This is a genomic window from Bradyrhizobium sp. JHI2711 (assembly GCF_056156565.1).
Map to the genome: position 1 here is coordinate 344,244 of NZ_JBPZPT010000004.1, position 19,649 is coordinate 363,892.

Below are 19,649 nucleotides of genomic sequence, written 5' to 3' on the forward strand. Positions count from 1 at the left end.
CGCTGCTGCGCTGAGCCGGCCCCATGGCGCACCGATTGCGTTTGGTTAGATGGGCCCCGGCTCAGCAGCGCACCACTTCGTGATGCGCTGCGTCCGGGGCACGAGACCTCTCAAGCGCTCAAGCATCCGTGAAGCAGGAAGACAACTTCCAACTTGATCGCGTTCCTCGAAACAATCCTCCTGCCCATAGCGCTCGCGACAACACCCTTATTGCTATTTGCGCCGCAGCTCTTGCGGCACGGCGCACTCCCGCAAAGATCAATCCGACGACCACATCGGGAGACCGGCCATGGGCCTGCAAGAAACAAAAATCGAATCGCTTCCCTTCGTCACCGCCGAACTCAATTATCTCGCACCGATCGACGGCAAGCCGCGCACCTACGCGTTCGATCCGCCGCCGGGTGAGCCGAAAACCACCTCGCTGCCGGAGCCGCATCAGGTGCCGATCTTCGATGCGCGGCTGATCGCGCAGAACTTCTCGCTGGATCGCGAGGGCTTTGCGTTGGTGCGTCATCCGACGCAGGTGAAGGATTTCTACAACGAGGACGAGGTGAGGGCGGTCTATTATCCCGCCGTGGAGGCCTTTCTGCGCGCGACGCTGAAGGCCGACCGTGTCGTCATCTTCGACCACACTGTGCGCAAGCGTGTCGAGGGCGCGCCTGATATCCGCGACGGTGGCCCGCGTCAGCCGGCCACGCGCGTCCATGTCGACCAGACCATCGCGTCCGGCACCAACCGCGTCCGCGAGCATCTGCCTGATGAAGCCGACGAGCTGCTGAAGGGGCGCGTGCAGGTGATCAATCTGTGGCGGCCGATCCGCGGTCCCTTGCGGGATTCACCGCTCGCCATGGCCGACGGCACCACGGTCAAGCCGGAAGACCTCGTCGCTTCCGACCTGATCTATCCCAACCGCCGCGGCGAGACCTATTCGGTGAAATACAATCCGAACCACCGCTGGTTCTATTTCCCGGAGATGACGCCGGATGAGGCGCTGCTGCTGAAGTGCTACGATTCCGCAACCGACGGCCGGACCCGTTTCGGGCCGCATACCGCATTCGTCGATCCGACCACGCCGGCCGATGCTGCGCCCCGCGAGAGCATCGAAGTCCGCACGCTGGTGTTCCACCGGCAGTAACAACGTGTGATGGCCCTGCCGGGTCCATGCATCATGGGCGCGGGCGTCGTTCAGGTCTCGGTGGATTAGGCGTCCGAGCGCGCTATAGTGCCGCCCAATGCAAAGGGGGCGCTATGACAAGGATCAGGGTAGGACTCGTCGGCTGCGGCTTCGTGTCGGAGCTGCACATGTATGCGTTCCGGCGCGTCTATGGCGTTGACGTCGAGGTCGCGGCGGTTGCTGCCCGCGGCGACAAGGTTGTCGCGTTTGCCGGGCATCACAATATCCCGCGTGTTTACCGCAGCTTCGCCGAGCTGATCGCCGACCGCGATCTCGACGTCGTCGACATCTGCACCCCGCCCAATCTTCACGCCGAGATGATCGTCGCCGCCATGCAGTCCGGCAAGCACGTCATCTGCGAAAAGCCGTTCGCCGGCTATTTCGGCCGCGAAGGCGATCAGCAGCCGATCGGCAAGCACGTGCCGAAGGCGCTGATGTATGAACGCGTGATCGAAGAGATGGACAGGACGCGGGCCGCGATCGAGCGCACGGGCAAGCTCTTCATGTATGCCGAGGACTGGATCTACGCGCCGGCCGTAACCAAGACCGCCGAGATCATCAAGGCGACCAAGGACAAGATTCTGTTCATGAAGGGCGAGGAGAGCCATTCCGGCTCGCCGCCGCGCATGCCGCGCAATGGGCGATGACCGGCGGCGGCTCGCTGATCCGCATGGGCTGCCATCCCCTCTCGGCCGTGCTGTATCTGAAGCAGGTCGAAGCCAAGGCGCGCGGCGAGCGCATCCATGTGGCCAGCGTCACCGGCGATGTCGGCAACGTCACCGCCGGGCTCAAGCCGGAGGAGCGCAGCTACATCAAGGCCAATCCCGTCGATGTCGAGGACTGGGGCACGCTCACCGCCACTTTCTCGGACGGCACCAAGGCGACGGTGTTCTCCGGCGACATGATCATGGGCGGCGTGCGCAATCTGATCGAGACCTATACGAGCGGCGGCTCGCTGTTTGCCAACATCACGCCCAACAATCATCTGATGAGCTATCAGACCAGCGAGGAGAAGCTCGCTTCCGTCTACATCACCGAGAAGGTCGACCGCAAAACCGGCTGGCAATATGTCTGCCTCGAGGAGGAATGGACGCGCGGCTATTTGCAGGAGATCCAGGACTTCATGGAATGCGTCGCGACGGGCCGCCAGCCGCTGTCGGACCTCGCGCTGGCCTATGAGACGATCAAGGTGAACTACGCAGGATATTGGGCGGCGGAGGAGGGGCGGCGGGTGGTGTTGTGAAAGCAACGTGTCTCCGCAGGCACGCTTCCCTTCTCCCCTTGCGGGACATGGTGGCGCGAAGCGCCGGATGAGGGGTTGTTTCCGCGCATCCCAATGAGAGTTGAACACGCGGAGGGAGACCCCTCACCCGTCTCGCCGCAACGCGGCGAGCCACCCTCTCCCGCAAGGGGAGAGGGTGTACACTGCCCGTGCCGCCCCCTCACGCCCCGTAGGTCGAGCCCTTCGGCAGCGGGAAGACCGGGTCCTGCGTGCGGATGTTGGTCGGCCACACGACGGAGATGTGCGCGCCGGCGTTCTGCATCACGACCGGCGTCGAACGTTCGTTCTGGCCGGAGAGCGGCGTGCCCGGCGGGAAGAATTTCACGCCATAGCCCTGGATCGTGCCGCCCGCGGGGATGTCGACGTCGAGCGCCGCTTTCCGGATCGCTTCGGGCTCGAAGCTGCCGTACTTCTCCTTGGCGACAGGCAGCACGTTGTTGAGCAGCACCCAGGTCTGGTTGAAGCCCATCGAGCAGTGCGGTGGCACGTCGGTGGCGCCGGTCTTGGCCTGGTAGCGACTGACCATGGTCTTGATCAGATCGCCCATGCCGGGCGCGAGCTTGGCGGGATCGAGCAGCTGTGCCGGCACCGGGTCGATGTTGCAGAAATTGTCGATGTCGGCGCCGAACGTGGCGCGCAACTTGTCGAGTTGGCTATAGCCGGCACCGGCTCCGAACAGCATCTTGAAGCGCAGGCCGCTCTCGCGGGCCTGGCGCAGGAACAGGGTGATGTCAGGGTTGTAGCCCGCGTGCGAGATCACGTCGGCCTTGGCCCGCTTGATCTTGGTCACCAGCACCGACAGGTCGGGCGCCGAGGCCGAATAGCCTTCGCGCAGCACCACCGGAATGCCGGCCTCTTTCGCATAGGCTTCGTCAGCGGAGGCAACGCCGACGCCATAAGGGCCGTCCTCGTGGATCAACGCGACCTTGACCTCCTTCGGGTCCATGCCGAGCTTGGCTTTGGCGTGCTCGGTGAGGAAGCTTGCAAAGGCCTGGCCGTATTGATCCGAATGGATCTGCGCGCGAAACACGTGTTGCAGATTCTTGTCCTTGAACACGGCGGTCGAGACCGCGGTCGTGATCCAGAGGATCTTCTTTTGCTGCTCGACCTTGGCCGCGAGCGGCACCGCATGCGAGCTCGCATAGACGCCGTTGAGGATGTCGATCTTCTCTTGGCTGATCAGGCGTTCGGCCTCGTTGATCGCAACGTCCGGCTTGCTCTGCGAATCCGCGGCGACCGGAGCAACCTTGTATTTGCCGCCGACACCGCCTTTCTCGTTGACGAGATCGATGGCGATCTGCGCGCCGATCGAGGAGGCGACCGAGCCGCCGGCGGCGAAGGGGCCGGTGAGGTCGTAGATCAGGCCGATGCGTATAGTCTCGGCTTGTGCCTGGGCGCGTGTCCAATCGAGGCTGAGTGCGGCGGCGGCAGCCGCCGATGTCTTCAGCAGCTGCCTGCGTGAAGTCGGCATCCTATCCTCCCTCAAAACCGTCGTTCGATCTTGTTGTTGTTCGCAAAGTATGGGGAGCGGGGCGGCGGAAAGTCAATATCGCCAAAGTCGAGGTTCTTCGGCGCCGGCGCTTCACGCCGGCGCGTTCGTTCGTGGGTGGTGCCGCTCAGCCCGGCCCGGCGCCTTGGGTCGCCGTATACACCGCGTAGAGCGATTGGCTTGCGGCCATGAACAGGCGGTTGCGCTTGGGGCCGCCGAAGCAGACGTTGCCGCACACTTCCGGCAGACGGATGCGGCCGAGCAGCTTGCCCTCCGGCGACCACACCGTGACGCCGCTGTAGCCGACGGCGCGTCCGGCATTGCTGGAGGCCCAGAGATTGCCGTTGACGTCGCAACGCAGGCCATCCGGTCCGCACTTCACGCCGTCGATCACGCAATCGGTGAACTTCTTCAGGTTCGACAGCTTGTTGTCGCTGCCGACGTCGAACACGAAGATCTCGCCCTTGCCGCCGGGGCCGGTGTCGCCCGGTCCCTTGCCGGTCGAGGCGATGTAGAGCTTCTTGTAGTCGGGCGAGAAGCAGAGCCCGTTCGGGTCGGGCACCTGGTCTTCGGTGACGACGAGGTCGATGCGGCCGGAGGGATCGATGCGATAGCAATTGGTCGGCAGCTCGCGCTTGCCCGGCACGAAGCCGGCCGGCTGTCCGATCCGTGGATTGAGCTTGCCGCCTGCATTGCTCGGGCCGCCCGCGACGTCGGGCTCGCCTTCGTAGAGCTGGCCGCCATACGGCGGATCGGTGAACCAATAGCTGCCGTCGGGATGCGCGGCGATGTCGTTCGGCGAGTTCAGCTTCTTGCCCTGGTAGGACTCGGCGAGCACGGTGGCGGTACCGTCATGCTCGTAACGCGTCACCCGCCGCGTCAGGTGTTCGCAGGAGAGCTGGCGGCCCTGGAAGTCGAACGAGTTGCCGTTGGAATTGTTGGAGGGCGAGCGGAATACGCTGACGCGGCCGTCGTCCTCGGTCCAGCGCATCTGCCGGTTGTTGGGAATGTCGCTCCACAAGAGATAGCGGCCCTGCGCACTCCACGCCGGGCCTTCCGCCCAGAGCAGCCCGGTATAGAGACGCTTGATCGCGGTGTTGGGCTGCGCGAGATCGTTGAAGGACGGATCGACCGCGATGATGTCGGGGTCCCAGAAATAGGTCGTCGGCGCGCCGCCCGGGCCGAAGTCGCGCGGCGGCGTCGTGATCGTCGTCGGCGGTGCGGCGGGCCCGGTCTGGGCCAGCGCGGGGCCCGCCAACGTGGCCGCGGCGCCGAGCGCCAGCCCCCCGACCAGCGTTCGTCGTGAAAGCGCAGCATCGTGCGCACGCTGCTCCTGCTCAGGAGCCTCCTGGCGTGTCATCGTATCCTCCCGGTTACGTTCGGCCGGCCGGTTGATCCGGCCAAGCGCGGCGAAGGTTAGTCCGGTCCGCGTCCGGTTGCGAGAGGCAGACTTGAAACCGCGGCGTGATCGCAGGTCGCAATTTCGTCACCTTCGAGTGCGTTTGGATTGCAGGGCGCTAGCGGGGGATAAAGCCGGAGCTCATTGTGCAAGTCGTCATCCTGGTCATCCTTCTCTCACTCGCGTTTGCGGCCGGCTATTTCACGCGGGATTACGTCTCCCGAAAAAGGCGCGCGGAGGCACGCCGCTGGCGCGAGTACGCGGAGCCAGACTGGCTCTCGGCCAATACGGCGGCGAACACCAACGAGATCGCGAAGACCGGCACCGCTGCGCCCACCGGCGAGCTCGGCCAAATGCTGAACCGTTGGGAGAACAGGGCGCGCGCGCGCCGCACCGGCACGGGATAGGTGTGTCCCCCAAAATCTAGGCTGGAGCGGAAGCTATAGGTCATACATGTTGACCATCTTTTGGCGTTGCAGTTGCGGCCATTTCTCGTCTAGAAACGGCCACATCGGGCCTCTCCCGGAAACCAACCGTCAATGGTTTTGACCGAGGATTTGAGGCTCAACAGGGTCCGGCAATGCTGATTCGCGGCCAAATCGAGGGGATTTCGGGGGAGGTGGCTCTGGCCGCCGCCGCGATCCCGGCTGCACTGCTGCCCACCCTCCTTATTGGCGGCCTTCTTCTTACTTGCCCCTGAGGGCCGGCTGGGCGCCACGCGCCTGGGCGCTCAGGGGTTGGTCGAGATCAACGGACACCTCAAGCGCCAAGGGACTGAAACGGCTCTGAACGGCGCCAACGCTCAAAAGGAAATCTAGGAATGGCCACCGCGAACAAGTCCGAGAAGGACCGCGTCATCATTTTCGACACCACGCTGCGCGACGGCGAGCAGTGCCCCGGCGCCACCATGACCTTCGAGGAGAAGCTCGAGGTCGCCGAGCTCTTGGATGATATGGGCGTCGACGTCATCGAGGCCGGCTTCCCGATCACCTCCGAAGGCGACTTCCAGGCGGTTAGCGAGATCGCCCGCCGCTCCAAGAACGCCGTCATCGCCGGTCTTTCGCGCGCCCATCCCGCCGACATCGACCGCTGTGCCGAGGCCGTGAAGTTCGCCAAGCGCGGCCGCGTCCACACCGTGATCGCGACCTCGCCGCTGCACATGCGGGTGAAGCTGAACAAGACCCCGGAACAGGTGATCGAGACTTCGGTCGCGATGGTCGCGCGCGCCCGCAACCAGATCGACGACGTCGAATGGTCGGCCGAGGATGGCACCCGCAGCGAGATGGACTTTTTGTGCCGCATCGTCGAGGCCGTGATCAAGGCCGGCGCCACCACGGTGAACATCCCCGACACCGTCGGTTATACGGTGCCGGAGGAATATACCCACTTCATGAGGACGCTGATCGAGCGCGTGCCGAACTCGGACAAGGCGGTGTTCTCCGTGCACTGCCATAACGATCTCGGCATGGCGGTCGCCAACTCGCTGGCCGGCATCACGGGCGGCGCGCGCCAGGTCGAGTGCACCATCAACGGCATCGGCGAGCGCGCCGGCAACGCCGCTCTCGAAGAGATCGTTATGGCGATCAACGTGCGCAACGACAAATTCCCCTACTGGAACAAGATCGACACGACGCAGCTGACCCGCGCCTCGAAGCTGGTCTCGGCGGCGACCTCGTTCCCGGTGCAATACAACAAGGCGATCGTCGGCCGGAATGCCTTCGCGCATGAGAGCGGCATTCACCAGGACGGCGTGCTGAAGGACGCTTCGACTTACGAGATCATGCGCCCCGAGATGGTGGGCCTGAAGCAGTCGTCGCTGGTGCTGGGCAAGCATTCCGGTCGCCACGCCTTCGTGCACAAGCTGGAGGAGATGGGCTACAAGCTCGGTCCGAACCAGTTGGAAGATGCGTTCACGCGGATGAAGGCGCTGGCCGACCGCAAGAAGGACATCTACGACGAGGACATCGAGGCGCTGGTCGACGAGGAGATGGCGGCCTCGCACGACCGCATCAAGCTGACCTCGCTGACGGTGATCGCCGGCACCCACGGTCCGCAGCGCGCGACCATGAAGCTCGACGTCGACGGTCAGATCAAGATCGAGGAAGCCGAGGGCAATGGCCCGGTCGACGCCGTCTTCAACTGCATCAAGCGCCTGGTGCCGCACGAGGCCAAGCTCGAGCTGTACCAGGTGCACGCAGTCACCGAGGGCACCGACGCGCAGGCGGAAGTGTCGGTGCGGCTGGCGCAGGACGGCCGCTCGATGACCGCACGTGCGGCGGACCCGGATACCCTGGTGGCTTCGGCCAAGGCCTATCTCGGTGCGCTCAACAAGATCGTCATGAAGCGCCAGCGCGACAATGTGACGACGGCGGCGGCGAGCTGAATGGCTGCCCTGCTAAGGGACAATAGCGGCTGTGTAAGCGAGCCGCTATTGATGCAGCCGGCATAAGACTGGCCACCCGGCGCCGCCGGGTGGCTCAAACAAACGACAGGGAGAGACCATGCGCACCTCGGCGATCGCCGCCTCTATCGCGGTTCTGGCACTTGGCTTGAGCGGGCCGGCATCGGCCCAATCACCGATCATCATCAAATTCAGCCACGTTGTCGCCACCGACACGCCGAAAGGCAAGGGCGCGGAGAAGTTCAAGGAGCTCGCCGAGAAGTACACCGGCGGCAAGGTCAAGGTCGAAGTCTATCCGAACTCGACGCTCTACAAGGACAAGGAAGAGCTCGAGGCGCTCCAGCTCGGCAGCGTGCAGATGCTGGCGCCGTCCAATTCCAAGTTCGGCCCGCTCGGCATCCGCGAGTTCGAGGTGTTCGACCTGCCTTACATCCTGCCCGACATCAAGACGCTGCGGAAGGTGACGGAAGGGCCGCTCGGCACCAAGCTGCTGAAGCTGCTGGATGCCAAGGGCATCACCGGCCTTGCCTATTGGGACAACGGCTTCAAGCAGATGAGCGCGAACAAGAAGCTGATCGCGCCGGCCGACTATCAGGGCGTGAAATTCCGCATCCAATCCTCGCGCGTGATCCAGGCCCAGTTCAAGTCGCTCGGCTCGCTGCCGCAGGTGATGGCGTTCTCGGAAGTCTACCAGGCACTCCAGACCGGCGTGGTCGACGGCCAGGAGAACACCTGGTCGAACATCTACACCCAGAAGATGCACGAGGTTCAGAAGTACATCACCGAAACCAATCACGGCTACATCGGCTACGTCGTGATCGTGAACAAGAAATTCTGGGACGATCTGCCGGCCGACATCCGTGACCCATTGTCAAAGGCGATGAAAGAGGCGACCGAGTTCAGCAACGCGCAGTCGCAGAAGGAGAACGATGACGCGCTGGCCGAGATCAAGAAGAGCGGCAAGAGCGAGATCATCAAGCTGACGGCCGATCAGGACGAGGCGATGCGCAAGGCGATGGAGCCGGTTTACAAGGAGGCCGCGGGCCGCATCGGCCAGGGGCTGATCGACGAGTTCCTGAAGGAAGCCAAGAGCCCGACGAACTGACCTCGACGGGCGACCCCAACGAAGGGCTTCCGCCCAGCGCACGGAAGCCCTTATTGTTGCGAATCTTTTGTTCGCATCTGAACGGACATTCACGGCAGTTACATCTCTGCAAGGACGCCCTTCCTGTCCAAGTTGTAAGTTGCGCGTCAGCCCCCTCGCGCTCATCCTTACGGGCACCTTTCCAGAGGAGGTCAGGATGAAGAAATTCACCATCGCAGCCATCGCCGTGCTCAGCATCGCCGGCTCGGGCGCGGTCTACGCCCAATATCATCGCCCGTGGATGGAGCACGTCCGCCACATGCGCATGAACCCCGAGGACCGGGCCGCCTTCGTCGATGCGCGGATCGCCGCTGTCCATGCCGGGCTGAAGCTGAACGCAGATCAGGAGAAGCTGTGGCCGCCGGTCGAGGCGGCGGTGCGGGAGTTCGCCAAGCTGCGCATGGACCGCGCCAATGCGCGAATGAATGCCGGGCCGGGCGATGCCGACAGACCGGACGATCCGATCGCCCGCCTGCGCCAGCGCGCCGAGGACATGGGCGCCAGCTCCGCCGCCTTGAAGAAGATCGCCGATGCCGCCGATCCGCTCTACAAGACCCTCGACGAGGGCCAGAAACGGCGTCTCGCCGTGCTGACCCGGCACCGCGGCCCGTTCGGCGGCGGCGAGGACGGCCCGCGCCACCACCACTTCAAGGAGCGCATGGACCGCATGATGGAACGGGGCATGGACCACTTCCACCACGACCGCTTCGACCGTGACCGCGGTCCCGACCGTGACCGCGGTCCCGACCGGGACCGAGAGGGCCGGCTCTGAACGGACCGGTTCTCAGGCCGTAAACCTGGCGAAGCCGCTGGAATCCAGCGGCTTTTCGCATTTCCGGGGCTGCGGACGAGACCTTGGAAAACTTGCGTCCGATCGCTTGCCAGACCCGGAACGCTTTGCTAAACGACCGGCCTCGCAAGGCCTTGACCGCCTTTCGGGCGCATAGCTCAGTTGGTAGAGCAGCTGACTCTTAATCAGCGGGTCCCAGGTTCGAGCCCTGGTGCGCCCACCAAACGATATCAATCGCTTGCAGCGAATGAGCATCAGAACGGGACGTTTGGTTGGACGTTTTCAGCGCCCAACCAAAACAGACACTGCTCATCGACCCCTGCACCACCGAGACCCGGGCATAGACGAGATCTTCGGGCACCAGAGGCAGGATCAAGCAGTTGCTCAACCTCGCAAAAAGCGGGTCCAAACGGCTATCGAGACTTGCGGCCGGTCGCGGCGAGCAATTGTCCTGCAAAATGGTGCACGGAGCGCGCCCCTGCGCGTCAGTGTCGCTTCCGAGAGGCGGTTAACGTCATCGCTGATTCCGCGATCCTCGGGTTACAGGAGCATCGGAGGTGACTCTCGCAGAGCGGAACGAGCAGGACCTGGGAGCGAGATGGCGCTGATGCGTTGGTGGGTGCTGCCGCTCGTGCTTTGCACTGAGCTTGAACTCTATCACTGCGCCGCGAGCCGGCCCACCAGTCGCCAAAGAATGCGATGATCAAGACCAACTGCGTGTCATGGGATGTGACGTTTCGTGTTTTCGTCGCTGCATAGTGCCAAGACACGACTTGGCTTCTTACAAGCACAAGGTCCTCATCAGCATCGATGACCTGCCGAATATCTTGGCGACAGAACTGATCAGCTCCACTTCCTTACCTCTCCCCTGCAGAGTCTCGGTCAGCCAAACGAAGGCGCTGGCGTGCTCAGAGCATCATCGTTATAGTGCACTATTCTTCATCATCATGCCGCGCATATTGCGCTGCAGCGGGCCCGTCAGCTCACACCACGCCGAGCACGAGATGGAAGCCAATCGCGAGTTCAGAGGCTCTGATACCCACGGCATTCTGCAGCGGTTTGGGGCCGACATTCGTGCCTCAAGCGAGGGGTTTGGGTGGTCTTCGATTTACGCGTCGATCCAAAGGGAGAATCCCTTCGAGGGCCGGTTCGAAGCGATCGCAGACGACCTCATTGTGTTGCATCGCAGCGGCCCCGTGCAGACGACCTTTGAATCCGGCGGGCACGTCACTTCGCGCAGCATTCCGAGGGGAAGCGCCTTCTTTCTACCGGCGGGTCATGCGTGCAAGGTAGGACTGCATGGGGCGCTGGATACGCTGCATATTTATCTCCGCGCAACCTTAGTTGGACGCGAACGTGTCAATGAGGTCACGCCGCTGCTGGTCGAACGGGACGTGGTTCTACAGCATCTGGCGCACGCGGTTGAGCAGGCGCTTTGCGAGAAAGCCTCGAATTCAGCTCTCTTCATCGATCCGATAGCGCGAGCACTTGCGAACAGGATCTCCACGATCAGCAGAAGTAGCGAACCGTGGCAGGTTCAGACCGCTGGGCTGCCTGAATACCAGCTTCGGCGCCTTCAGGATTTCATAGAATCCAATCTCGAGGGCGAGATCACCCTTGCTGCGATGGCCAGCGCGTGCGGCATCGGCACAAAGTCGTTCGTTCGAGCTTTTGCAGCAACGACTGGCAAATCACCATACCAATATGTGATCGCGGCACGTGTCGAACGGGCCAAGCGCTTGATCGAGCAAAACCAGCAAGGTCTCGCTGAGATAGCACTGCGCTGTGGCTTCTCCCATCAGGAACACTTGACGCGTGCCTTCCGCAGACTGACGGGCCAAACGCCCGGTCGGTACCGTCGCGGCATCAACTGATAAGCAGCTAGGGCCGATGCAGAAACGCTCTGATCCACCATCGCCAGCTGCAGCGCAAAATGAGCGTACCGTGCGGCCTTTCGACGGTGGCGAGGTCCATTCCGTGCTGCGACAGTTCGCCGTGAAAAGCCAGGCGTCGAGCGCGGGGCTCGGCTGGTCGACTATGTTCGCATCGGTTCAGAGGGAAGAGCCGTTCAGGGGCCGCTTCGAAGCCAATGACAACGCCCTGCTGGTGACTGCAGCTAGTGGACCAGTCGATGTTACCTATCGGATCGATGGGCGCGTTGTGGCCAGGCACTTGCAGGAGAAGGGAATCTTCTTCCTGCCGCCGCGCCGCGACTGTGAGGTGACGTTAGATACGCCGTTGAATTCGATCCATGTGTACCTGCGTCCTGAACTGTTTACCGGCTCTGAAGGTCAAGCGCAGAACTCCGATTTCGGCCTCTTGCCTTTGTTGGGTGAGCCGGAGCCCTTAACCCACAATCTCCTGGCCGTGGTGGAGGAAATGGTGCGTGAGGGTGATGCCACGTGTTCCCTCCTGGCCGATTCAATTGCGCTTGCCATAGCCAGTCGATTTGTCGTGCTCAATGGACAGAAGCCGAAAACGTCGGGTGGTGTGGAACGCGGACTGAGTACGCGTAGCGTGCGCTCGATTCGTGATTTCGTCGAAGCCAATATCGCGGATTGCATCAAGCTGGGCGATTTAGCTGCGATCTGCGGCGTAAGCCCCGAGTATTTCATACGCTTGTTCAAGTCTTCGCTGGGCGTCTCTCCTCACCGCTATGTTGTGGGAGTACGAATTCATCATGCGAAACGGCTCCTTACGGATCCAAACATTGGCCTCGCAGAAGTTGCAAGGCAATGCGGGTTTGCGCACCAGCAACATTTCACGAACACGTTCCGTCGGATGACCGGCTTGTCGCCGGGCGCTTATCGACGGGCAATGAACTAAGAACTCCACGATCTGCATTTCCGATCTGAACGCTGGCTCGTTTCCTGTAAGCGAAGCCGGCAGTTTGTGTCAGTTTCCTGCAAACCGGTCCGGTTTGTGCAGGCTTAGCCACCCGGCTCGTCCTACCTTCACCTCACGAAGAGGCGCCAGACGCAATCACGGCGCCCGATGATGGGGAGAGACGCGCATGGCATTGTTCGATGCCGGGCGAGGGTGCTCGCATATCCGAATTGGCCAGCATTCGCTTGAGATGCCTTGCACCTCGGATGATCGTGCTGCGCAGGAAAGTGGGCCGCTGCTATGAAGGACTGGTCTCCGCTCGTCGTCGGGATCGGCGGAACGTTGCGCGACGGATCAACGTCGGAGAAGGCGCTCCGCCTGGCTTTGACGGAAGCCGCGCGGCTCGGTGCGAAAACCCAGATCTTCGCCGGGCAATCGTTGAATCTCCCTCACTACGACAGCATTGAACGTACGGAGCGTGCGACCTCGCTGGTCGAAGCGCTGCGCACCGCAGACGGCGTCATCATAGCCACCCCAAGCTATCATGGCTCGATCTCCGGCCTGGTCAAGAACGCAATAGACTACACCGAGGATCTCCGTGCGGACGCGCGCAGCTATCTTGCAGGACGCGCTGTCGGCGCCATCGTATGCGCGGGCGGAGCTCAAGCCATGGGGGCTACGCTGGGAACTCTGCGGACCATCGTTCACGCGTTGCGCGGTTGGCCGACTCCATTTTCAGCGGTGATCAACACCGCGCAGAGGCCATTCTCCGCAGATGGTGCGTGCAGTGATCCGATCATGGCGCAGCAGCTCGCATTCGTGGCCGAGCAGGTCGTCGAGTTCGCGAAGATGCGGCGGCTGTACGAGAGCCGGCGCAATGGGCTGGAAATATCAGGAGCCGCGCCGGCGCAATGCGCCTAGAACGCGGCCGCAAACGACCATAACGGGAAACAATAGGGAGGGGTCATGAGCAGGAATCGCATCCTTAGTTATGAAAATCTCGTTGTCGTCTTGATGGGGGCCGCGTTTGGCTTCGTATTTTTCGACCGTCTTGCGTTGAATTTTCTATCTCCGTTTCTGATGCCTGAGCTCCAACTGAACAACACCCAGCTGGGTGTCCTCTCGGCTGGCCTGGCGTTGACCTGGGCAATCGCCGGCTATGCGGTCGGCACTCTTTCGGACTATTTTCAAAATCGTAAAACGCTCCTGGTCTGGGCGATAGTGATCTTCTCGATGTGCTCGGTAGGATCCGGTCTTGCCAATTCGTTTCTGACGTTGCTTGCCGCGCGCCTCGTGATGGGATTTGCGGAAGGACCTGTACTTCCGATCGCGCAGTCGATCATGGCTGCGGAATCGTCGGAGCACCGTCGCGGCTTCAACATGGGCGTTCTGCAGAATTTCTTCAGCGCGCTGCTAAGTAATTTTGCCGCTCCTCTGCTGCTCGTCGCAATTGCGCAGATCTACGGCTGGAGAAGCGCTTTCTACATTGCGGCGGTGCCTGGCTTCGTGGTGGCGGCCCTGATTGTCGCATTTATCCGTGAACCTTCGCCGGGTGCCGCTCCGATGTCGACTGCGGCAGCGCGCAACACGATCCCGCTTTCGACGATGCTGAAACATCGCAACATCTGGGTTTGCGCGATCGTGAGCTGCCTGATGGTGGCTTGGCTCCTGATTCAGATAACGTTCCTTCCGATCTACCTGGTGCAGGTCCGCGGTCTGTCGCTCAGCGCGATGAGCGTTGCCCTGGCCGCGACCGGTATCGCAACGGCCGCGTCTTCGATCATCGTACCGGCGCTGTCGGATCGATTTGGCCGCCGTCCGATTCTCATCTTGTCAGGCTTCGTTGGCGTGATTGCCCCGGTGACAACCGTCATGTTCGACGGACCTTTGCCTTTGATGGTGTTGTTCATGGGTGTCGGGTATCTCGCCATTGGCAGCTTCTCGTTGTTCATGGCCACTGTGCCGTCCGAGACAATCCCGCCGACCCATGTTGCTACTGCGCTCGGCTTCATCATGGGGGTAGGCGAGCTCGCGGGCGGCTTCGCGGGCCCGGCTCTCGCCGGGATCGCTTCCGACGTGTTCGGTCCGTCCAGCTCGATGTGGATCGCCGCTGCGCTGTCCATCTGTGCAGGCTTGCTTTGCCTGATGCTGGACGAAACTGCGCCGCGGGTGCTCGAGCGCCACAAGAGAATGATTGTGAGTTCGCCGGCGTAAATCCCTATCCCGGCTAGCCGCAACCGCGCTCAACGGAAACATTAGGAGATTGAAATGAACGTTCAGGCCATGCGCAAGAACCTGCCGGCACCGGAACCTCACCTCACTCCGCAGGATCTGGTCGACCGCGCGGCCTCGATGAGAACGCTGCTGCGGGAATCGCAAGACGAGACCGATGAGCGGGGACATTTTTCGGACGAAATCCAGCAGAAGTTCATCGATGCTGGATTTTATCGGATCTTGCAGCCCAAAATGTTTGGTGGCTACGAGTTCGATTACGAAACATTTTTTCGCGTCATGGTGGAGATATCGCGCGGTCATCCGTCCGCAGGGTGGTGCTTGACGTTGGCCGCTTCTCATGCGCCCGTCATAGCCTCGCACTGGTCGGAAGCTGCACAGATCGAAATCTTCGGTTCGTCCGGACATTTCGCGTCACCGCACCGGGCTGCCCCCGGGGGCACGTGCCTGCCGGTCGAGGGCGGCTATATCATCAATGGTGTGTGGCCATATTCGTCGGGAATACCGCACAGCACGCACTTCCTTGGCGCAACGTTGCTTCAAACGTCGTTCCCGCCACGCATGTTGCACTTCGTTGTGCCGCGGGGGCAATACACAATTCTGGGCGATTGGGGTGGAGACCGCACCTTGGGCATGCGCGGCTCCGGCTCGAACAGCGTCAAGCTGGACAATGTCTTCGTGCCCGAGCATATGACCGCGTTCTTCGACGCGCTGGGTGTAAAGCAGGATCTCTCTGATGGCACACCCGGAACGCGATTGCATGGCAACCCGATGTATCTCGGCGTTCTCATGGGTCCTTATCACGCGTCCCTGACATCGCCTATCATCGGAGCCGCGCGCGCGGCGATCGATGAATATCGCGACATTCTGTTCTCGCAGAACACATTTGTTCCACCTTTCATCAAGCGTGCCTTCGAGACTGATTTCCAGGTCAATTATGGCCGCGCCATAGCGTTGACTGACGCAGCCGAAGGCGTGCTGCTCCAGGGTTTGCGCAAGCACATGGACTACTGCCAGCGGTGGGCGAAGACGGGTGTGCAAGCCTCCGCGGAAGAAAACTTGCGACTCTGGGGAATGCTGCAGACCGGTGCACGTCTTGCCTGTGAAGCCATCGAACTCTTGTTCCAGACCGCCGGGTCGACCGCGGCGCGGAAGGGCTCAAGGATGCTTCGATACTTTGGCGACGCCCAGATGTATCGAGGACACATGTCCTCCCAATACATGACCTTCGCGAAGTACATTGGTCGCAGCAATCTCGGGCTGCCGACCGGTTTTCTGGATCTCTGAAGAAAGTCGGAGGGGGACGTGACCCAAACTAAAGCAAAACCTGCTCCGTTGGTGCTGGCAGATCAGGGATTCTTCTGGACCGGTCTGGTCCGCCAGCAGACACCGAATGGCACCATCGCCGCGGGCCAGATGTTCGTGCAATATCAGATCCCGGAGCACATCCGGCATCCATATCCCATCGTCATGGTGCATGGTGGTGGGGGGCAGGGAACGGATTTTCTCGGTACTGCCGATGGACGGCCGGGATGGGCCACTTACTTTCTGAAACAGGGTTACGCGGTCTATGTCGTCGACCGCCCGGGGCACGGTCGCTCACCCCTGCATCCGGAGGCTCTGGGTCCCATGACACCTCCGCTGACCTACGAATTTGCCATGACGCTGTTTAGCGCGCCCGGCAAGCAGCCGAACAGCTGGCCAAACGCACAAAAGCATAATCAGTGGCCTGGTTCGGGCGTCGTCGGCGATCCAGCCCTGGACCAATTCATCGCGACCCAAGGTCCGTTCCTCGTGTTCTTGGCACAGACGCAACAGTTGATGCAGCGGGCTGGTGCCGAATTGCTGGATCGTATCGGTCCATCGATCCTGCTCACCCATTCCATGGGAGCGCCCTTCGGCTGGCTCGTGGCAGATAGTCGGCCGAACCTGGTGAAAGGCATTGTCGCGGTCGAGCCAATGGGGCCGCCTTTCGCCCAATTGCCAATGGGGCTGGGCGACCTCTCTTACGGACTCACTGCGATCCCGATGACGTTCGATCCGCCCATCAAAGGTCCAACTGAACTGCGGCGCGAAATCCGCAAGGCTCAGAAGCCAGGGTTGGCGGACTGCTTCGTTCAGAAAGAGCCGGCGAGGCGTCTTCCCAATCTCGCATCGGTGCCCGTTGCTGTCGTGACATCGGAGGCGTCGGCCTGGTCCATGCACGACCACGGCACCGTCGATTATCTCGTCCAAGCCGGCGTGCGCGCCGTCCATCTGCGGCTCGAAGACCACGGCCTGCGCGGCAACGGCCACCTGATGATGCAAGAAAGGAACAGCGATGACATTGCTGCTTTCCTGGAAAGGTGGATCTCGGAACATGTAGGGTCACGACCAACATAGATTCGATTTTTCGCGCCGCCGCATCTTGTGGTGAAGCCGCGACTGGAAGGTGCGAGTGAGGTGGTCCGATTTGTCAGCAGACCGTTAGCGCAGGAGGAGTGCGAGATGGCGAAAAAGGGATATTGGGTCGGTCACATCAACGTCACGAGCCCGGAGCGCTACAAGGACTACATCGCGGCCAACGCCGCACCATTGAAGAAGTACGGGGCGCGGTTCCTTGTCCGAAACGGTGCATGCGAAGTGCACGGCGACGCACTTCAAGGGCGTCGCCACGTCGTCATCGAGTTCGAAAGCTACGCAATAGCCAAGGCCTGCTACGACTCACCCGAGTATCAGGCGGCGGCCAAGATTCGCGACGAAGCCAGCACCTCCGAATTCGTCATGATCGAGGGGCACGAGGACTGATAGCGATCCGCGGCGGAAGCTCGGGCTGAACGAGATCGAAGTGAAAGACTGCCGATGAAAGCAACTGCGACCTTGGAGCTGCTGTGGACCCCGTCCGAGGACAAGATCGTCGGGTCTCGCTTGTGGGATTACATGAGGTGGCTTGATGAGCGCCACGGTCGCAAGTTCGAAGACTACGAGGACCTCTGGCGCTGGTCGACGAGCGACTTGAACACCTTCTGGGGATCGATCTGGGACTATTTCGACGTGCGGGCAGACGGTGACCCGACCCCCGTGCTGCAATCGGACGCGATGCCCGGCGCCGATTGGTTTCCGAATACCCGCCTGAACTATGCCGAGCACGTCTTCCGCGCTGCCAGGCCCGAATCGCCTGCGCTCGTCGTGCTCAGTGAAGCGGGCGAGGCCCGGGAGGTTAGTTGGGAAGCTCTGCGGCAACAGACGGCCGCGCTGGCGGCAACATTGCGTCGTCTGGGCGTCAAGCGGGGTGACCGCGTCGCCTCCTACCTGCCGAATCGTCCGGAGACGGTCGTTGCGCTTCTGGCATGCGCCAGCATCGGTGCGATCTGGTCCAGCTGCTCTCCCGAGATGGGGCGAACCATGGTGCTCGATCGTTTCGGCCAGATCGAACCGAAAGTTCTGTTTGCCGCCGACAGCTACACCTACAACGGCAAGACCCACGATCGCGCGCCTATCGTCGAGGAGTTGCGCGAAGGGCTTCCGAGCGTCGGGCACATCATTCATGTGCCCGGCCCGCTTGCGGCGGAGCGACCGGTCCGATGGCGCAACCTGATGAGCTGGGGAGATGCCGTCAGCGGCGATGCCGAATTGCAGTTCGATCGCGTGCCGTTCTCGCACCCGCTCTGGATCGTCTATTCGTCGGGAACGACGGGCTTGCCGAAGGGGATAGTCCACGGCCACGGCGGCATCGTCCTGACCCATCTCAAAACCATGTCGCTCCAGCACGACCTGCGTCCCAGCGAACGCCTGATGTTCCTGGCAAGCACAGGATGGATCGTGTGGAACCTGCAGGTCGGCGCGCTGCTGACAGGTGCTTCGATCGTGCTGTACGACGGCAATCCGGCCTGGCCGGACAATCGGGCGATCTGGAAATTGCTGGATGCGTACGGCGTTACGCATTTCGGCTGCGGCGCCGCGTTTCTCACCAACTGCATGAAGGACGGCTTGCGCCCTCGGGAATTCGTCGCGCTGGAGAAGCTGCGGTCGATCAGCTCGACCGGGTCACCGCTGCCAGCCGAGGCCTATCGGTGGGTCTACGACGCGATCAAATCAGATCTTTGGCTTGCGTCGATCAGCGGCGGCACCGACATAGCTTCGGGCTTCGTGAGCTGCAGTCCTGTGCTGCCGGTCCATCCCGGAGAAATCCAATGCCGTGAACTGGGCGTCGCAGCATTCGCCTTCAACGAGGCGGGTGAACCGGTCATCGACGAGGTCGGCGAGCTCGTCATCGTCAAGCCGATGCCGTCGATGCCGGTTTTCTTCTGGAACGATGAGGGCGGCCGACGCTACCGGGAGAGCTACTTCGAACAGTTTCCCGGCCGCTGGCGACAGGGCGACTGGATCCGTTTTTCAGCCGCCGGGACCAGCCAGATCTACGGTCGCTCCGACACCACAATCAACCGGTTCGGCATCCGTATTGGAACCGCGGAGATCTACCGTGTTGTCGAGGACATCGCAGAAATCCGCGACAGTCTGGTTGTCGACCTCGAGTATCTCGGGCGAGAATCCTACATGCCGCTCTTCGTCGTGCTGCAGCCGGGGCTCATGCTCACGGATGAGCTCAAGGCGAGGATCGCCACACAGATCCGCACCTACGGCTCCGCTCGCCACGTGCCGAGCGAGATCTTCCAGGTCGAGGAGATCCCACGCACCCTGACCGGCAAGAAGATGGAGCTTCCGGTGCGCAAGCTGCTGCTTGGCACTGCTGCCGAAAAGGTGGCGAGCCCGGATTCCATGGCGAACCCGGCGAGCTTCGAATACTTCGTCAGGTTCGCGGAGCAGCTGAACCTGCAGCGGGTGTAGGGACGGGAATGGCACTGCCGCCGTGCGCTAGCTCGGTCCACCCCATCGACGCGGATGAACTGAGGAGACGATAATGCTGCATTGC

The 19,649-nt window shown here is 62.0% G+C and carries 15 protein-coding genes, 1 tRNA gene and 1 pseudogene; 15 read left to right on the top strand and 2 right to left on the bottom strand.

What is annotated here, in order from left to right:
• Positions 1-289: 289 nt before the first annotated feature.
• The gene (locus ACTEK7_RS29085; RefSeq protein ID WP_225127719.1) at positions 290-1,135 is read left to right on the top strand and encodes a CmcJ/NvfI family oxidoreductase; all 846 of its coding nucleotides are present in this window, start codon (positions 290-292) and stop codon (positions 1,133-1,135) included.
• Positions 1,136-1,248: 113 nt separating this feature from the next.
• A pseudogene (locus ACTEK7_RS29090) lies at positions 1,249-2,417 on the top strand (Gfo/Idh/MocA family protein).
• A gap of 199 nt (positions 2,418-2,616) precedes the next feature.
• On the opposite strand, the gene ACTEK7_RS29095 reads toward ACTEK7_RS29090, so the two are convergent.
• Together ACTEK7_RS29095 and ACTEK7_RS29100 are read right to left on the bottom strand one after the other, a co-directional pair.
• Positions 2,617-3,927 (bottom strand): ABC transporter substrate-binding protein, encoded by a 1,311-nt coding sequence (locus ACTEK7_RS29095; protein ID WP_057026370.1) that lies wholly within the window; start codon positions 3,925-3,927, stop codon positions 2,617-2,619.
• A gap of 145 nt (positions 3,928-4,072) precedes the next feature.
• Entirely contained in the window at positions 4,073-5,305 is a 1,233-nt protein-coding gene (locus ACTEK7_RS29100) for an SMP-30/gluconolactonase/LRE family protein (RefSeq protein WP_036006753.1), read from the bottom strand.
• Positions 5,306-5,487: 182 nt separating this feature from the next.
• Here ACTEK7_RS29100 and ACTEK7_RS29105 point away from each other — a divergent pair, with 182 nt between their 5' ends.
• The 13 genes from ACTEK7_RS29105 (at position 5,488) to ACTEK7_RS29165 (ending at position 19,564) form a co-directional block, all read left to right on the top strand.
• A complete protein-coding gene (locus ACTEK7_RS29105; RefSeq protein WP_225148577.1) occupies positions 5,488-5,751 on the top strand; it encodes a hypothetical protein in 264 nt (87 codons plus the stop codon).
• A 413-nt stretch (positions 5,752-6,164) separates the two neighbouring features.
• Positions 6,165-7,727, top strand: a complete 1,563-nt coding sequence (locus ACTEK7_RS29110; RefSeq protein ID WP_225148572.1) for a 2-isopropylmalate synthase — start codon at positions 6,165-6,167, stop codon at positions 7,725-7,727.
• A 118-nt stretch (positions 7,728-7,845) separates the two neighbouring features.
• Positions 7,846-8,850 carry a TRAP transporter substrate-binding protein gene (locus ACTEK7_RS29115; protein ID WP_057026372.1) on the top strand — a complete coding sequence of 335 codons (1,005 nt, stop codon included), beginning with the start codon at positions 7,846-7,848 and terminating at the stop codon, positions 8,848-8,850.
• 196 nt (positions 8,851-9,046) lie between these two features.
• Positions 9,047-9,661, top strand: a complete 615-nt coding sequence (locus ACTEK7_RS29120) for a Spy/CpxP family protein refolding chaperone (RefSeq protein WP_225148571.1) — start codon at positions 9,047-9,049, stop codon at positions 9,659-9,661.
• A 165-nt stretch (positions 9,662-9,826) separates the two neighbouring features.
• Positions 9,827-9,902 (top strand) — tRNA-Lys (locus ACTEK7_RS29125).
• A gap of 550 nt (positions 9,903-10,452) precedes the next feature.
• Complete coding sequence (locus ACTEK7_RS29130) at positions 10,453-11,553, top strand: helix-turn-helix domain-containing protein (RefSeq protein ID WP_225148570.1); 1,101 nt, start codon at positions 10,453-10,455, stop codon at positions 11,551-11,553.
• Positions 11,554-11,569: 16 nt separating this feature from the next.
• Complete coding sequence (locus tag ACTEK7_RS29135; protein ID WP_474810188.1) at positions 11,570-12,505, top strand: helix-turn-helix transcriptional regulator; 936 nt, start codon at positions 11,570-11,572, stop codon at positions 12,503-12,505.
• A 300-nt stretch (positions 12,506-12,805) separates the two neighbouring features.
• Entirely contained in the window at positions 12,806-13,426 is a 621-nt protein-coding gene (locus ACTEK7_RS29140; RefSeq protein ID WP_225148568.1) for an NADPH-dependent FMN reductase, read from the top strand.
• Between the two features lie 45 nt (positions 13,427-13,471).
• The gene (locus ACTEK7_RS29145; protein ID WP_225148567.1) at positions 13,472-14,719 is read left to right on the top strand and encodes an MFS transporter; all 1,248 of its coding nucleotides are present in this window, start codon (positions 13,472-13,474) and stop codon (positions 14,717-14,719) included.
• A 54-nt stretch (positions 14,720-14,773) separates the two neighbouring features.
• The gene (locus tag ACTEK7_RS29150) at positions 14,774-16,024 is read left to right on the top strand and encodes an acyl-CoA dehydrogenase family protein (protein ID WP_225148566.1); all 1,251 of its coding nucleotides are present in this window, start codon (positions 14,774-14,776) and stop codon (positions 16,022-16,024) included.
• A gap of 18 nt (positions 16,025-16,042) precedes the next feature.
• The gene (locus ACTEK7_RS29155; protein ID WP_225114492.1) at positions 16,043-17,119 is read left to right on the top strand and encodes an alpha/beta hydrolase; all 1,077 of its coding nucleotides are present in this window, start codon (positions 16,043-16,045) and stop codon (positions 17,117-17,119) included.
• Positions 17,120-17,224: 105 nt separating this feature from the next.
• Entirely contained in the window at positions 17,225-17,524 is a 300-nt protein-coding gene (locus tag ACTEK7_RS29160; protein ID WP_225114491.1) for a DUF1330 domain-containing protein, read from the top strand.
• Positions 17,525-17,578: 54 nt separating this feature from the next.
• The gene (locus ACTEK7_RS29165) at positions 17,579-19,564 is read left to right on the top strand and encodes an acetoacetate--CoA ligase (RefSeq protein WP_225148565.1); all 1,986 of its coding nucleotides are present in this window, start codon (positions 17,579-17,581) and stop codon (positions 19,562-19,564) included.
• Positions 19,565-19,649: the final 85 nt, after the last annotated feature.

Excerpts from the sequence above, each read along its gene's own strand:
- ACTEK7_RS29085 (WP_225127719.1), top strand. The coding sequence starts at position 290 with ATGGGCCTGCAAGAAACAAAAATCGAATCGCTTCCCTTCGTCACCGCC.
- ACTEK7_RS29095 (WP_057026370.1), bottom strand. The coding sequence starts at position 3,927 with ATGCCGACTTCACGCAGGCAGCTGCTGAAGACATCGGCGGCTGCCGCC.
- ACTEK7_RS29100 (WP_036006753.1), bottom strand. The coding sequence starts at position 5,305 with ATGACACGCCAGGAGGCTCCTGAGCAGGAGCAGCGTGCGCACGATGCT.
- ACTEK7_RS29110 (WP_225148572.1), top strand. The coding sequence starts at position 6,165 with ATGGCCACCGCGAACAAGTCCGAGAAGGACCGCGTCATCATTTTCGAC.
- ACTEK7_RS29115 (WP_057026372.1), top strand. The coding sequence starts at position 7,846 with ATGCGCACCTCGGCGATCGCCGCCTCTATCGCGGTTCTGGCACTTGGC.
- ACTEK7_RS29120 (WP_225148571.1), top strand. The coding sequence starts at position 9,047 with ATGAAGAAATTCACCATCGCAGCCATCGCCGTGCTCAGCATCGCCGGC.
- ACTEK7_RS29135 (WP_474810188.1), top strand. The coding sequence starts at position 11,570 with ATGCAGAAACGCTCTGATCCACCATCGCCAGCTGCAGCGCAAAATGAG.
- ACTEK7_RS29140 (WP_225148568.1), top strand. The coding sequence starts at position 12,806 with ATGAAGGACTGGTCTCCGCTCGTCGTCGGGATCGGCGGAACGTTGCGC.
- ACTEK7_RS29145 (WP_225148567.1), top strand. The coding sequence starts at position 13,472 with ATGAGCAGGAATCGCATCCTTAGTTATGAAAATCTCGTTGTCGTCTTG.
- ACTEK7_RS29150 (WP_225148566.1), top strand. The coding sequence starts at position 14,774 with ATGAACGTTCAGGCCATGCGCAAGAACCTGCCGGCACCGGAACCTCAC.
- ACTEK7_RS29160 (WP_225114491.1), top strand. The coding sequence starts at position 17,225 with ATGGCGAAAAAGGGATATTGGGTCGGTCACATCAACGTCACGAGCCCG.
- ACTEK7_RS29165 (WP_225148565.1), top strand. The coding sequence starts at position 17,579 with ATGAAAGCAACTGCGACCTTGGAGCTGCTGTGGACCCCGTCCGAGGAC.